The 15,469-nt window shown below is 37.9% G+C and carries 11 protein-coding genes; 2 read left to right on the forward strand and 9 right to left on the reverse strand.

Annotation, left to right across the window (positions count from 1 at the left end; genetic code table 11):
* Positions 1-46: 46 nt before the first annotated feature.
* Positions 47-2,311: a DNA translocase FtsK gene (locus BLV55_RS00960; protein ID WP_242869991.1), complete on the reverse strand. Its 2,265-nt coding sequence runs from the start codon at positions 2,309-2,311 to the stop codon at positions 47-49.
* A gap of 128 nt (positions 2,312-2,439) precedes the next feature.
* Between BLV55_RS00960 and BLV55_RS00965 the strand changes: the two genes are divergently transcribed.
* The gene (locus tag BLV55_RS00965; RefSeq protein WP_176968196.1) at positions 2,440-5,478 is read left to right on the forward strand and encodes a ligand-binding sensor domain-containing protein; all 3,039 of its coding nucleotides are present in this window, start codon (positions 2,440-2,442) and stop codon (positions 5,476-5,478) included.
* Positions 5,479-5,499: 21 nt separating this feature from the next.
* Here BLV55_RS00965 and deoC read toward each other — a convergent pair whose 3' ends face one another.
* The 5 genes from deoC to BLV55_RS00990 all read right to left on the reverse strand — a co-directional run bounded on the left by deoC (position 5,500) and on the right by BLV55_RS00990 (position 10,704).
* A complete protein-coding gene (gene deoC, locus BLV55_RS00970) occupies positions 5,500-6,279 on the reverse strand; it encodes a deoxyribose-phosphate aldolase (protein ID WP_207645995.1) in 780 nt (259 codons plus the stop codon).
* A gap of 133 nt (positions 6,280-6,412) precedes the next feature.
* Positions 6,413-7,696 (reverse strand): cysteine desulfurase-like protein, encoded by a 1,284-nt coding sequence (locus tag BLV55_RS00975; RefSeq protein WP_093310012.1) that lies wholly within the window; start codon positions 7,694-7,696, stop codon positions 6,413-6,415.
* Between the two features lie 144 nt (positions 7,697-7,840).
* Positions 7,841-8,821 carry a YeiH family protein gene (locus tag BLV55_RS00980; RefSeq protein WP_093310014.1) on the reverse strand — a complete coding sequence of 327 codons (981 nt, stop codon included), beginning with the start codon at positions 8,819-8,821 and terminating at the stop codon, positions 7,841-7,843.
* 21 nt (positions 8,822-8,842) lie between these two features.
* Positions 8,843-9,133, reverse strand: a complete 291-nt coding sequence (locus tag BLV55_RS00985; protein ID WP_093310016.1) for a CC/Se motif family (seleno)protein — start codon at positions 9,131-9,133, stop codon at positions 8,843-8,845.
* Positions 9,134-9,354: 221 nt separating this feature from the next.
* Positions 9,355-10,704 carry an MATE family efflux transporter gene (locus BLV55_RS00990; RefSeq protein WP_093310017.1) on the reverse strand — a complete coding sequence of 450 codons (1,350 nt, stop codon included), beginning with the start codon at positions 10,702-10,704 and terminating at the stop codon, positions 9,355-9,357.
* Positions 10,705-10,858: 154 nt separating this feature from the next.
* Between BLV55_RS00990 and BLV55_RS00995 the strand changes: the two genes are divergently transcribed.
* Positions 10,859-11,311 carry a PPC domain-containing DNA-binding protein gene (locus tag BLV55_RS00995; protein WP_093310020.1) on the forward strand — a complete coding sequence of 151 codons (453 nt, stop codon included), beginning with the start codon at positions 10,859-10,861 and terminating at the stop codon, positions 11,309-11,311.
* A 24-nt stretch (positions 11,312-11,335) separates the two neighbouring features.
* Here BLV55_RS00995 and BLV55_RS01000 read toward each other — a convergent pair whose 3' ends face one another.
* From BLV55_RS01000 to BLV55_RS01010, 3 genes are all read right to left on the reverse strand, one after another.
* On the reverse strand, positions 11,336-11,770 hold the full coding sequence (locus BLV55_RS01000; RefSeq protein WP_093310021.1) for a universal stress protein: 435 nt from the start codon (positions 11,768-11,770) through the stop codon (positions 11,336-11,338).
* 124 nt (positions 11,771-11,894) lie between these two features.
* The gene (gene thrC, locus BLV55_RS01005) at positions 11,895-13,391 is read right to left on the reverse strand and encodes a threonine synthase (RefSeq protein ID WP_093310024.1); all 1,497 of its coding nucleotides are present in this window, start codon (positions 13,389-13,391) and stop codon (positions 11,895-11,897) included.
* 48 nt (positions 13,392-13,439) lie between these two features.
* Positions 13,440-15,416, reverse strand: a complete 1,977-nt coding sequence (locus tag BLV55_RS01010) for a serine/threonine protein kinase (protein WP_093310026.1) — start codon at positions 15,414-15,416, stop codon at positions 13,440-13,442.
* Between the last annotated feature and the right edge of the window lie 53 nt (positions 15,417-15,469).

The raw sequence follows: 15,469 nt of genomic DNA on the forward strand, positions 1-15,469 counted from the left end.
TTTTCCTCCTGTCTATTCCTTCTATTTTACAATGATTCAAAAGGCATTATTCTATCTTTGTTGAATGAGAACCCGTTATTACTTTCCTTGGTTTCGTTCCTTCACTTGGACCCACATATCCTCTTTCTTCCATTTCATCGATTAATCTTGCCGCACGATTAAAACCCATTTTAAGTTTTCTTTGCAGCATCGAAATAGATATTTGTTGATGTTCAAAAGCTATTCTCAATGCATCCTGAAACACATCTTCCGATTCTCCTATCTCCTCTTCCACAAGTTCTTCTTTTTTATCTATTTCTTCTTCTAAACGATCACCAAGCATATTGGTTATATCGAACTGTTTTAAGTACTGAACAGTCTTTTGAACTTCTTCATCTTCTAAAAATGCACCTTGAATACGCATTGGTTTATTAACCCCGACAGGGTGAAAAAGCATATCTCCTCGACCTAATAGTTTCTCCGCTCCAGCCATATCTAAGATCGTTCTTGAATCAATCTGAGATGCAACAGAAAAAGCAATTCTCGATGGAATATTCGCCTTAATTAACCCTGTGATGACATCAACAGACGGACGCTGCGTTGCCAACACAAGATGTATTCCTGCCGCTCTTGCTTTTTGAGCTAATCGACAAATAGTATCTTCAACATCCTTAGCAGCAACCATCATTAAATCAGCTAATTCATCAATAATAATCATGACATATGGCATAGATTCTTTTGATTCTTTCTGATGATAACCTTCAATATCTCGAACTCCCATGCTTGCAAACTCTTGATATCGATCCTCCATCTCTTGCACAGCCCATTTTAAGGATGTTGTTGCTTTTTTAGGATCAGAAATAACAGGCGTAATTAAGTGAGGAATCCCATTGTATCGGTTAAGTTCTACCACTTTTGGATCAATAAGCAACAATTTAACATGCTCAGGCTCTGCACTAAATAATAAGCTTAAAATCAACGTGTTAATGCAAACACTTTTCCCCGATCCAGTTGCTCCAGCAATTAAAAGATGTGGTGCTTTTGTAAGATCAAAAATAACAGAATCTCCACTAATATTTTTACCGATAGCAAAAGGAAGCAGTGCTTTGCTACGTTTGTCGCCTGATTTTTCAATAATTTCCCGGAAAGTTACTAACGATGTTTCTTTGTTAGGCACCTCAATACCAATAGCTGCTTTCCCCGGAATAGGTGCTTCTATCCGGATGGATGGTGCTGCCATATTAAGTGCAATGTCATCACTTAAATTAGTAACCTTGCTTACTTTAACACCCCTCTCCGGCTGAAGTTCATATCTTGTAATAGCCGGACCCTGAGTAACATTAAGCACTTTCGCCTTCACTCCAAAACTTTCAAGTGTTTCTTCCAACAATTCAGCCTGTTGACTAAGCGCCTCCCGACATTCTGTAACGGCTTTCTTTTTCATGGGATTTAGCATCGCAAGTGATGGCCTTATATAGGTTTCCTTTTTTTCAAGGTTTATTTTACTACTTTCAGATGCTATTTCTTTCCTCTTTGCCCCGTCCGGCGAAACTTCTTCCCTCATGGCAAATCGCTCTTTTACAGGAACTTGCTCTTCTTTTTTCATATTATTAGAATCACGCTTTTCATCTTTCGACGGGCTTAACTCAGACCAATGAGCATTTTTTTTCACTTTTTCTTCTAACTGCTCATGCTTCTCTCTGATTTCTTTCTTGCCGCTCCCTTCCATCGAAAAATCTTCTCTTGTAAAAACTTGTTCTTCTTTTTTTATGTTACCAGGATCATGCTTTTCATCTTTCAGCGGACTTAACTCAGACCAATGAGCGTTTTTTTTCACTTCTTCCTCTAACTGCTCGTGTTTCTCTCTAATTTGCTCCTTTTGACTTTTTTCAATCAAATCTTTGACACGTTGTCGGTGTACTTGCCATTCACTTTCTTCTCTTGCCTCCTCCACCTTTTCCATTTCATTTTGACCAAATGAATCTGTATCATTTTTATCCGTAGGTTCATATTCCAAATATATATTAGGTTTTCTTACAGGTTTCCCCTTGCTATTCGCATAGGGATGATTGCCAGTTTTTGCTCCAATGATTCTATTTCCTCTGCTTACTCTGTTTGTTCTGTTTGTTTTATTTCTAGCATTGCTAATGTTTTTGCTCTTTCGTATAATCCTTCCTACGACTGCTGTATACAGGATTATCGCTATTCCTGTTAAAACAGTTGCCAACCAGCGATTATCTAACCACCAAAACATCATTCCTACTATAAATAAATAGATGCACATTTGCCACATGATAAAGCGCTTCATTTTTTTCTTCTGATATCTCGTCATCCATAAACCCTCCTGCTTTTCTTCTTGTCTATCATAACATTTTGCACCATATTTTTCTATGATTCTTCTTTTTTGAGCTTCTAACATGATATAATGGGTATATAGTTATGAAGGATGTGAAATTAAAAATGATTCGAATATATCCGCTTCTTCAGAATATAATCCTTCGGCTTTTATCTGTGTTTTTATCTGCAACTCTCTTAGCGTCATTTTGCTATGCCGATGATACGGTCCACGCCATTGATTTTCATCAACATCCTTCTTTTATTAGAGAAGGCTTCACGCCACATTTTGATCTTCTGGACAGAGACTCCGGACTTTCTAACCTTTCTGTATCTTCTATTGCCCAAGATCGATATGGATTTTTATGGTTTGCTACACAGGGAGGATTAAACCTGTATGACGGTAGAAGGATTTCTACTTATCGTCATAATCCTTTCGATGATGAAGGGCTTGTTCATAACCTAATCCAAACTATGTATTATGACGAAGCATTGCATCAGCTATGGATTGGCACCTATCAAGGTGTATCTATGCTTTCTATCCACGATAATCATTTTACAAATTTCACTGTAGATTCTCATGGCCTTTCTAATCCAATCGTCATTGCTATTACAAAAGCTTCTGATGGAAACATATGGGTCGGCACAATGAACGGTTTAAATAAAGTTGATCAACAAAGTGGTGAAATATCTGTATACGAAGTTCCCGGTAATGTCATCAGAGATTTGTACATTGATTCGAAAGGTAGATTATTAGTAGGAACACACAAAGGCTTGTATTACTTCGATATTAAAAAAGAAGAATTGATCGCTTTAGAAATCGACCTTCCTTCGCCTTATGTAATGGTCATCGAAGAGTTCACCGAAGGAACATTAACACTCGGCCTATGGAATGGCGGTGTGGTGAGGGTTGATATGGATGATTACTCTCTGACACATCATGAATATGAACATAGTGATGTCTACACACTTTATAAAACACACGATCACATTCTATGGGTAGGCACTTGGGGCGGTGGTCTTTTTTCGGAAACTCCTGATGGAAGCGTATACCATTTTTCAGGTGAAGGAGAAAACAAAGACCTGGAGCATCCTGTCATTTATTCTCTTTTACAAGATCACTCAGGAATTCTGTGGATTGGCACAAATGGTGGAGGCATCAACAAACTTAACCCACGTCAAAATAATTATGTTGCTTTTTCTCATGATCCTGAAAAGTCCAGTAGTCTTAGCGCAGGTAAAATCAATTCAATTATTCGTGATGCTCAAGGTCAACTTTGGATCGCTGTTTATAACAATGGTTTGAATCGATATGATCCTATTAAAAAGAAAATGCATCATTATCTTCATGATCCGGAAGATCCTACTTCTTTACCTTCTGACAACATCGTTACCATGCATCTTGACCATACCGGTAATCTCCTTTTAGGCAGCAATGCAGGTTTAATTCAATATGACGATACTTCCGACCATTTTCAGTCATTACCCTATTTCGATGAAAATCTTCATGTTTACTCGATCGAAGAACAGAACCATTATCTTTGGATAGGTACTTATAATGACGGCGTTTACCGGTACAATCGAAATACGGAAGAAACCAGTCATTATTATTATGGTCCAAGTTTTGATGCGATTATCTCTGACAATCTCGTCTATGATATATTAGTAGACTCCAGGGACCGTGTTTGGATAGGCACTAATAACGGACTGAATGTTTTAAGTCCCGAATCGGATAGGTTTAAGACATACAAACGAGGCTCTGCATCTTCCTATCAGTTGGCATCTAACACCATTCGTGTTGTTTACGAAGATTCTAAAGGCAATATTTGGATCGGTCTGGTTGGTGGAGGACTAGCTCTTTATCAAGAGGAAACAGACAACTTCAAAACTTTTTTAGAACAAGATGGTCTTTCCAGCAATACAATCACAGGAATTCTTGAGGATAAGGAAGGTCGTATATGGGTAGCAACTCATGATGGAATCTCCATAGTAGATCCAGTTCGCAAAGACATCATTGCGCTTTCGCCACAGGATGGCATCGGAGGGTGGGAATTCAATGCAGGTCACTATAGAGATACTGATGGCTCTCTGTTTTTTGGAGGTGTTCATGGCATCTCTGTAATCCCGGGGGATTTTAGTGGAACTGCCTCCATTTCTCCTATTGTCTATATTTCAAGCATAGAGCTTTTTCAAAATCAAATTGTTTCTGAAAAAATGTTTTTTAATGCTCAACATTTAGATTTTAATGCTCAAGAAAACTTTTTAGGCTTTCAATTTTCCGCAATCGACTATGATGCACCGGATAAAACTCGATTTAGTTATTATTTAGAAGGGTTTGATACGGATTGGATTCATGGCGGCTCAAGAGATTATGCCACTTATTCTAATCTGCCACCTGGCCAGTACACGCTTCACGTATTAGCCGAAAATGTACATGGAAATGTTTCTGAACCAGCTGTCTTTTCTTTTTCCATTGCAACACCATGGTATCGATCTACGTTTGCATTTTTATTGTACGTTGCTTTTTTTCTCCTTTTATTAAAGGGGGCCTTCAAATTACGAGAAACAAGCCTTGTCCGTCAAAGAAATTCCGTCTTAGCTGCTTTAAATAGGCAATTGGAAGAAGCCAACCAAAAATTGGAAACCATGTCAACAACCGACTCTTTAACAGGACTCTTTAACAGACGTTACTTTGATACTGTTTTAGAGGATCAGTTCCAGCTTTCCAAAAGAAGCAAGAGGCCCATATCATTGTTGATGTTTGATATCGATCATTTCAAAAATATCAATGATACTTTTGGTCATATTGTAGGAGATGAAGTCTTAAAACAAATCGGAAAAGCAGCCAAAGAAGTACTTCCGAGGAATACTGATTTTATCGCTCGCTATGGCGGAGATGAATTTGCTGTTGTTTTATATGATACGCAGGAAAAAGGTGCCATAACCGTCGCTCAACGAATTATGGATAATGCCACTCATATCCAGCTTGACGCATTGGTTAACTCTTCATTAATGATTACAGTCAGTATTGGTATTTGCAGTATGGTACCTGATGAAAAGACATCTCTACCGGAGATAATACAGTCTGCTGACCAAGCATTGTATCAATCTAAAACAAAAGGCCGTGACCGTATGACAATCTTTGGCAAGGACTCAAAAGAATAATACGATTTATCAAATACCATCCTAGTACAGATCCGTCGATGGTATTCTTTTTTTATTCTCTAAAACGGCAACAGCACTACTAAGCCCGAGTCGATTAGCGCCAGCACCAATCATCTCCATTGCTTTTTCATAATCTCTTATTCCACCGGAAGCTTTGACGCCCATAACTGTCCCCGCAATCGATCTTAACAGCCGAACATCTTCGGCTGTTGCTCCCTCTTTTGCAAAACCAGTAGATGTCTTTACAAAGTCTGCTCCAGCTACTCTTGCGATCCAACCCGCTATATATTTTTCTTTTTCTTCTAGTAATGCCGTTTCAATGATGACTTTTAGAATTCGTTCTGGTCCAATCGCTTTTTTTATATTGTTGATTTCATTAAAAACTTCTATATACTCTCCTGATTTAAGTGCTGATATATTCAATACCATATCTATTTCCTGAGCACCGTCTGCTATGCATTTTTTTGCTTCGAATATTTTAGTCTCCATGGATTGATACCCTAAAGGAAAGCCAATCACAGTACATACGTTAACAGATGTGCCTTCCAGCTCATTTACCGCTAACTTTACTCTGCAAGGTGGTATGCATACAGAATGTACTTCATAATGCTTTGCCTCTTCAAACAAAGTGATGTAATCCTTTTTACCAGCTTCCGGTTTTAGAAGGGTATGATCAATCATATCGGCTATTCGACCTGTTTCTTCTAGTTTTTTTTCGGTAGATTCATTCCATAAATCCGGTATTTCTACTTTGAGTTCCTTTTCTAAAGCGTTTTTCCATTCTATTATTTTTTGTCTCATAACAGCCTTCCTTTCTAATTGAATTGCCAGTTTGTATATACAGTGGATAAGGGCTTGCTACATAAATAGCAACCCCTTATCCAGCAACCCCTTATCTAGCTTTTATAAAAACCCTATTGCGTTCCTTAACCTTTTATTCTTTTAACGCAATCTTACGCACTACTTCTATCGTTCTATTTACTTCTTCTTCTGTATTATAAGGTGCAAAACCAATACGAACTAAGCCTCCAACACTTTTAAGATTTAATACCTCATCAATCAATTGCTTCGCATAATAATGGCCTGCCCATACAAAAATTCCTTCATCGCCCATCTTCTTTGCCACTTCACCAGCACGCAGCCCTTCTATTAAGAAGGAAATGGTAGACGTTCTAGGTTGACCCTCCAACGGACCATATATTTTCACCCCATCGATGGCTGCCAGCTCTCGTCTCATTTTTTGAGCTAAATGGTCTTCATATTCTTCAATAGCCAATAAACCTGCTACGATATACTTTCTTCTTCCCTTAAGTCCTATCATTTCATCAGAGCGTTCTTTTATTGCCCACTCTTCACAGTCATGCCCGATATCAGCGATAAATTCAACAGCTTCAGCCGCTCCACAAATGGCTTCAAATTGAGGTGTGCCTGTTTCCATTTTTTCTGGTGGTTGAGTGTTTCCATCTACCAACACACGAAATGTTTCTAGGTTTTTCATGACATCTAACTTGCCATACATCACGCCCATATGCGGCCCAAAAAACTTATATGGTGAACAAAGAAGAAAATCCATTCCTAATGCATCTACATCTATTGGACGATGTGGTGCATAATGCACGGCGTCAATAATGGTAATCGCATTCTTTTCATGAGCTAACTCAATCAGAGGTTTTATATCCGTTATGGTACCTACTCCATTAGACGCCCAGTTTAAAGCAACCACTTTTGTTTTTTCCGTTAATTTATTTCGATAGTCTTTCAGATCCAATTGACATGTTTCCGGATCAACGGCTATACTTTTTACAATAATGCCTTTTTCCTGCATATGAAGCCACGGTGAGCGATTTGATTCATGATCCAAATCCGTAATGATTACTTCATCGCCAGGTTTCATTTTTCTCGCAAGCGCCAGGGTTAATTTCAGATTATTGGTAGTACTGCTGTCACCGAAAACAATTTCTTGGGGATAACCATTCAAAAAATCAGCCATTGTCTCTCTTGCCGCTTCATGCAACGCATCACATTCTCGAGATGAAGCAAAATGACCATGGGCGTTTGCATTATGGTACAGTAAATAGTTCGTCATTTTATCGGTAACTCTTTTGGGAACTTGAGTTCCACCAGGTCCATCTAAATAAATAGCCACATTGCCATTTACCTTTCGATCTAATGCTGGAAACTGACTCCGGATCTTTTTTATGTCGTAAAATAGTTCCATTTACTCAATCCTCCTCTTCCCTTACTGTATTGCAATTTGAAATAAACCGCTCTCCTTTGTTATTACCCACTTTTACCTGTTTTTCACAGGGTCAGCAAAATATGCTTTTCGTCTCTTTTATCCTGATAAATTTCCTTTTATAGCCTATTTTTGGATAAATTGCTGTATATATAGCGATACAATTGAAACCGAAACCCAAGCGACCATTCCCATAATAATTGGTTTGCTTCCGTAAGTAATCAAATTTCTAATATTAGTATTTAACCCTATTGCAGTCATCGCTAAAGTAATCTGAAAACGACCAGCACCGGAAAGTATTTTTGACGTATCAGCGCTCATGAAATTCGTTGATGCGATGAAAGAAGCTAAAAGAAAGAGCAAAATAAACCATGGAAATATTTTTCTTATGCTTACATTCTCCGCATTCTTTTGAGTTTGTTTGAATGCCAAAAACAGTGAGATCGGAATAATCATTAAGGTTCTCACCAGTTTTACAATAGTTGCTGTTTGGAGCGCTTCTTCTCCCCAAACCTGACCAGCCGCTACCACCGAAGAGGTATCATTAATCGCTGTTCCAGCCCATAATCCAAAGGAGACATCCGTCATACCCATTAACCTTCCCAGTGTCGGAAATGTTAAAACAGCCAGGATATTAAAGAGGAATATGGTTGAAATGGATATGGCAACTTCCTCTTCCTGTGCCTTCAGGATAGGTGCTGTTGCTGCTATCGCTGAACCTCCGCAAATAGCTGTCCCTACACCGATCAACACAGTAGTGTTTTGATTGATTTTGAAAATAATTGAAACAATCTTTGTCATCACCAGTGCCGTTATAATGACACTTAAGATCAAAAAAAATGAGTTGGCACCTACGGCAAAAATATGCGTTAAATTCATTCCAAATCCAAGAAAAACAATCGCCGATTGCAGAATTCTTTTTGATGCAAAAGAAATTCCGGCACGAAACCTATTCGGTAAGGGGATCACCTGAGAAATAATGATCCCTCCTACAATTCCAAATACAGGTCCACCTATTAGAGGCATATGATTCCCTAAAAAAGTAGCAGGCATCGCAATAAATAAGGCCAGCAAAAGACCTGGCCCAATGTATTTGAGTATTGTCATCGTTGTCAATTCCTTTATCTATTATAGTAATTGCAGGGTTGGCAGTTCAATATCTTTAATAAGCATCTTTTTCTTTAACTTTAATTCAACCATATTATCTCTAAAATCCATTACTTTGTCCACATAAATTTCCAGATCTTCGTAGGTCAGTTTATGAAATTTGAACATTTTTTTCTCTGGTGGATGATTGAAAATAATATTGGGAATCATGCTTCCACCACAGCAACCTTTAGGAATCATTAGATCTATGCTGATTTTACCGCCTTTTTTCTTCACATATTCATACGTGGTTTGATCCATTTTAACTTCCATTCATACCTCTCCTCCCTATTAGTATTCCAGTTATTAATGATCGCTCACCGTCTTTTGCATATACTAGTCTTTCCCGTACATTGCTTGGCGAATTGCTCTTTTCTATCTCTATATCATTATCGTCACTGTATCCCTTATTATAGTATCCTTTTATCGATGCACTAAACACTGCTTGTCTAAGTATTTTTTAATTCTTATTTTCCTTCACTAGTCTTTGAAAGCTACTGAATACTCCTTTTCAGTTCATTAATTTGTTTCTTTACCCAAAAGGAAGTAAACACAGTGGAAAGCAAGTCCGCTAACGGAAAAGAAATCCATATTCCTATCAGCCCTAAGCCTCCAATCTTTGGAAGAATGAGCACCAATGGAATTAAAAACAGAATTTGTCTTGAAATGGTCAATACTAAAGCTGGTATTACTTTGCCCAAGGATTGAAATAAAGCAGCACCTACGATTTGGACTCCAACAATTGGTATCATGGCAATAGATATACGAAGTGCCAATATGCCTGTCTCAACCACTTCCTGACTATCATCAAAAAGACGGATAATAGATGCAGGGAATAGTTGCCCTAATATCGTACTTACCACTGCCATCATAGTAATTCCCGTTATGGCTAGTTTGACCACTTCTATGACACGTTTTGCATTCCTTGAAGCATAATTATATCCCACAATAGGTTGCATCCCCTGAACAATACCAAACATTGGCATAAATAAAAACATCATTACCCGTTGAACAATCCCAAAAACAGAAAGGGCTAAATCCCCTCCATAAAAGGCAAGCGAATTGTTTACGGCAATGGCCATTAAACTTCCAGCAATTTGACGGGCAAAAGAAGATGACCCTATTTTCAGGATTTCTTTTTGAATAGACCAATCCCATTTCAGATGTCTTATTTTTACTTTTATAAGGCTATTCTCCCCATAGAAGTAGTAAAGAACATATAGCAACGAAAAAAACTGAGAAGTAATGGTTGCGAGTGCTGCGCCTTTAATCCCCATATTCATAGGGAAAATGAATAAATAGTCCAGACATGTATTGATTACCGCACCAACAATCATGGAAATCATTGCAACTTTTGAATTTCCTTCTGATCGTATTACATTGTTTGCATTCACTACAAAGGGAAAGTAAAGGCTTCCAATAAGGATAATCCGCAAGTACTCTTTGGCATATGGAAGCAATGTATCCGTTGCTCCAAACATCTTTAGTATGGGATTCATCATCAAGTTACCTACGGTAAAAACAACGGCTCCCATTAGCATAGATGCTAAAAAAGAATTTCCTGCAACTTTTTTTGCTTTCTCCACCTCACCAGCTCCAAGATTTCTAGAAGTAGCCGAAGCAGCACCTATTCCGATTGTTTGAGCAAGAGCCATAATAGCCATTTGTACCGGAAAAGCAACCGTTAATCCACCAATCCCCAGATAGCCTACTCCCCGGCCAATAAAAATCGTATCAATGATATTGTATAATGCATTCACTAACATAGCGACAGTCGCAGGAGCAGAAAGACGAATTAGTAATGTAAGTATTTTTTCTGATCCCAATCGCTGACCTCTATCCATCTCTTTTTCCTCCTAATGAACAGGATTCTTAAAGTTGATTAATTTCCTTTCATCATTTGAACCTTCGTGATATAGTAAAAAATAAAGCAACCTATCTATATTGTAGTCCATATTGATTGGTTCAGCAAAGGTAAAAAAATAAAGGAGGTTCAAAATGCAATATACAGAAGCGACTCAAGGCAGGGTTTTTGTTCTTCGTTTAGAGCAGGGAGATCTTTTACCTGACACTATCGAATCTTTTGCACATCGTAAAGGGATTTCTTCCGGCGTTGTCTATCTCTTAGGAGCAACAGATCAAGATAGCAAAATAGTATCCGGTCCTAGAGATGCTGAATCAACAAGAATTCCTATGGATGTAAATGAACATTTACTAAACGACGTTTATGAATCTTTTGGTTTTGGCACTCTCTTTCCAGATGAAAACAAAGTTCCCTTTTTGCATTTACACGCCGGTTTTGGCAGAAACAAAAACGCTTTGGTAGGTTGCATCCGTCCCGGTGTAAGTGTTTGGCTTTATATGGAAGTAGTGATTATTGAATTACTGAATTGTACCGCAAAAAGAAAAGTGAACCCGGATAATGGATTCACTTTATTAGAGATAGACTGATCACTAAATAGACTGCTTGTTTTCCTATTTTTCGTTTCGGACAATTAGCATATCACACGTGACATGATGTAACACTTTGGTAGAAACACTGCCCAGCATCACTCTGCTAAAGCCACCTAAACCCCTGCTACCCATTATTAGCAGGTCTGGCTTTTCACGCTCTGCTAATACCAGTATTTCTTCTGCTGGCTCACCATAATCCAAAATAGTTTCAAGTTTTCCTTTATAGCCTTGGAAAATCTCCTGAGCACTCTCTAATATTTTTTTAGCACTATTTTCTACTTGCTTATCCATTTGCTCATTTAGCTCTCCACCTGTGTAATAGTTCGTTACTCTCAGCTTTTTCACGACAGTCATAACCAACACTTCTGCTTCAAACTTATCAGCGATTTGTCTTGCTTTTGTTAAAACTTTTAGCGACATGTCAGACCCATCGATGGCAACCAAAATTTTTTTCACAGGATCGCCTCCTTCATATATAAACAGGGTTCTTAACTGCTACTGGTGGAGTTTTAACTCCATCAGCCATCATTTATATTAATACCCCTAATCCTGCGAACTACACCATGGGCTGTATTGTTTTTTATTCTACTCTTTTTCTTAATGTCTCCAGAATGCCGACTTCCATCTCGTTGCATTCCAAAGTTTTCTGATGTCGTATTTCTTTACTCTTTAAGTCTCTAAGCTCTTTGGGAACTTTAACCCCTGTATGCTGGTATAATCGAGCGATTGCTTCGAATCCATCTTCTTCATCTGGCAGACCTAATGCTTTTACAACCGTATCAGCAAACTTATAGGCGCTTGCTGTAGCTGAAATAATCGTTGGCGTTTTGTCATTGGTTTTCTGCTTATAATCTTCATATACCTTATAAGCTACTGCCGTATGAGGGTCCATTAAATATTGATTTTTTTGATACATTTTTCTTATGGACTCCATGGTCTCTTCTTCATTTGCATAGTTAGCGTAAAACAAGTCAAGTCCACTTAAGATATAATCATCAGCTACATAATGTTTTTTCTCTTTAAGATCTTGCATGAATCGACTTATTCTTTCGCCATTTCCTCCAGATAAGTGATAAAGCAGTCTTTCTAAATTGCTGGAAATAAGTATATCCATCGAAGGAGAACTAGTAATATGAAATTCGCGCCGGATATCATACACACCTGTATTGATAAAATCTGTCAATACGTTGTTTCGATTTGATGCACAGATAAGTTTATTAACAGGTATCCCCAACTCTTTTGCATAAAAAGCGGCAAGTATATTCCCAAAATTCCCTGTTGGTACTACTATATTAATCGCATCACCATTTTCTATTTTCTTTTCTGTTATCATTTGAACATAAGCCCATATATAATAAGCTACTTGCGGTACAAGTCGTCCTATATTAATAGAATTAGCAGAAGAAAACTGGTATCCTGATGATGTCAGTTCTTTTTCGATTTTCTTATCCGCAAAAATTTTTTTAACCGCTGCCTGCGCATCATCAAAGTTACCTTTGATCGCAAAGACATGAGTATTATCTCCCTTTTGGGTTATCATTTGTCTTTCTTGCACTTGACTAACTCCTATATGAGGATAAAAAACAATAATCTCTGTTCCTTCTACATCAGCGAATCCTTCCAACGCTGCTTTTCCCGTATCTCCTGACGTAGCCGCTAAAATAACTGTTTTTCTACTTTCTTTTTCTTTTTCTATTGCTGTCGTTAACAAGTGTGGCAAAATAGAGAGTGCCATATCCTTAAACGCAGCCGTTTTTCCATGAAAAAGCTCCAGAAAATATACGTCTCCTGTATCAATCAATGGCGCTATACTGGCCGTGTCAAATTTACTGTCGTAAGCTTTGTTTACACATGTCTCTAGCTCTTCCTGAGAAAAATCTGTAAAAAAATGAGAAAGCACGATTTTTGCTATCTGCTGATATTCATATCCCACCAATTCATTTGGATTGATAGCTTTTTCAGGAAATTGCTTCGGTACAAAAAGACCATCATCTTCTGCAATACCCTTGATTATCGCTTGGGCAGAAGTCTTTTTATGCCCTGAATCTTTTTTTGCCCTTGTACTTATATATTCCATTTTATCCCCCTTTGTCTGTTAAAAAACCTTTTAATTACTGAATATAGCTTAATAGGCTATCCATCCATAAACAGTTTCATCTTCATCATTAATTAATTCTAACTCCAGCCATAAATTATTATTAACATCAATATGGTAATCCGTAACAAAAAAATCTCCTTCTCTTATGGTTTCACCCATAACCCAGGAATTAATATTTGGCTCAGACCAAACCGATGTTCCAAGTCCAACATATATCCATGTCTGCCACAGTTGATGCCCCAACTCCTGAACATTATCCACATTTTCATTATGCTCTATTTCATCCCAAGTATCGTATTCCCACTCAAGGTATAAGGGGTGTATTGTAATAAAATCAACGTTACGACCGGAAAATCCTTCAAACACCACCGCATACTGCTGACTTACATCATAGTGTAATAAATGAGAATTGTTTGATGTGCCTATCTCATCCCACTCTGGTTCCCCATAAACCCGTTTTACTTCATCAAAACTTGCGTTGACAGAAATGCCCGGTAACTCTCTTAGCCCTATAATCATTACTTTTCTGTCTCGACTGTATTCATTAACCATCGCATAAAAATTTTGATATTCGTAAAACAGTCCGCCTTCCCAATAAAAAGAATCAAAAGGATCTCCGTACATTCCAAATAATTCCTGTTCAGTAACACCTAAAAGTTCAGTATATCCGGAAGAGCGTAAGGCTTGATGTAAATCGTAGCTGATAGGCTCTTCATGAGGTTCCTCTTCTGTAGAATCTATGTTGGCCACTTGGTCCGATTCTTCATTCTGAGTAATTATCGAAGCGTCGGTGGTTGCTTGATCTTCTATTGCTTTCGCCTTTTTTTCATTTAAATCTTCTGTATTATTCAAACTAAACACAAGGAACAATACCAGTGCAATACCAGAAATAACAGCTCCTATTCCTAAAAATAGTTTGTTGTTTTTTTCAGAGCTTTTTTCTTCTGACAAATTCGAAGGCTGATAAGATGGCGTAGGTATGGGTAAAGGCGTTGGCAAAGGTGTAGGCGTAGGTGGATTTGATTCTTCTTCCGTAATTCCTTCTACCAAGGCATGTTGAAAACTTTCAGCTGTCTGAAAACGATTTTTTGCCATTACTGCCATTGCTTTTAAAAGAGCATTCTCAACAGTAGCCTCAATTTCAATGCCATACATTGAAGGAGGCACTAAATCATCTTCCACCATTCTGTCTAATGACTCGGGAGGCATATTGCCCGTTATAGCCCGGTACATGGTTGCGCCTGTTGCATAGATATCAGTCCATGGTCCCTGTTGGCCTTTAGAACGATATTGTTCTTCTGGCGTAAAACCTGGCTTCATAATGATCGACATGCTTCTTCCTTGTTCTTTTACGGATTGTCGAGCAGCGCCAAAATCAATTAAAACCACTTTTCCTTTTGCTGTAATAAAAATATTATCCGGACTGATGTCTCTGTGCAATGTATTGAAACGATGAACTTCTTTTAATGCTTCGAGTACCGGGACCATAATATTAATAGCCTGCTCAACAGATATTTTGCCGCCTTTATCTTGTATAAACTCTTTTAAGGTAACGCCTTCAATATAGCTCATCACAAGATACGCTGTTCCGTTTGCTTTGAAAAAATCTCTAACCGAAACAATATTAGGGTGGCCTTCAAATCTAGCCAATGTTTTTGCTTCCTGTAAAAATTTTTCTAATCCATCATGGTAATGTGCATTTAAGGTTCCCGAGTAAACAGAAATCTCTGTATTGCCTTGGCTTCTAGATGCTAAATCTTGAGGAAGATACTCTTTAATTGCTAATTTTACATCTAAATTCATGTCTTTAGCAAGATAGGTTACTCCAAATCCTCCTTGTCCTAAAGCTCTTCCGATCAAATATTTTTCTTGTAATATTGTACCAGGTTTCAAATGCATATGAGATAACGGACCAGCACCCTTCTCCCAACCACATAAAGGACAAATTGATTCCATTATATTGTCAGTCATACAGCCATGACATAATTGATCAGTGGTTTTCAAACGTCATCATCCTTCCCCGCAAAAGCTATCTCTCATACTATTATTATATGATG

The sequence above is a fragment of the Tindallia californiensis genome, assembly GCF_900107405.1.
GTDB lineage: Bacteria > Bacillota > Clostridia > Peptostreptococcales > Tindalliaceae > Tindallia > Tindallia californiensis.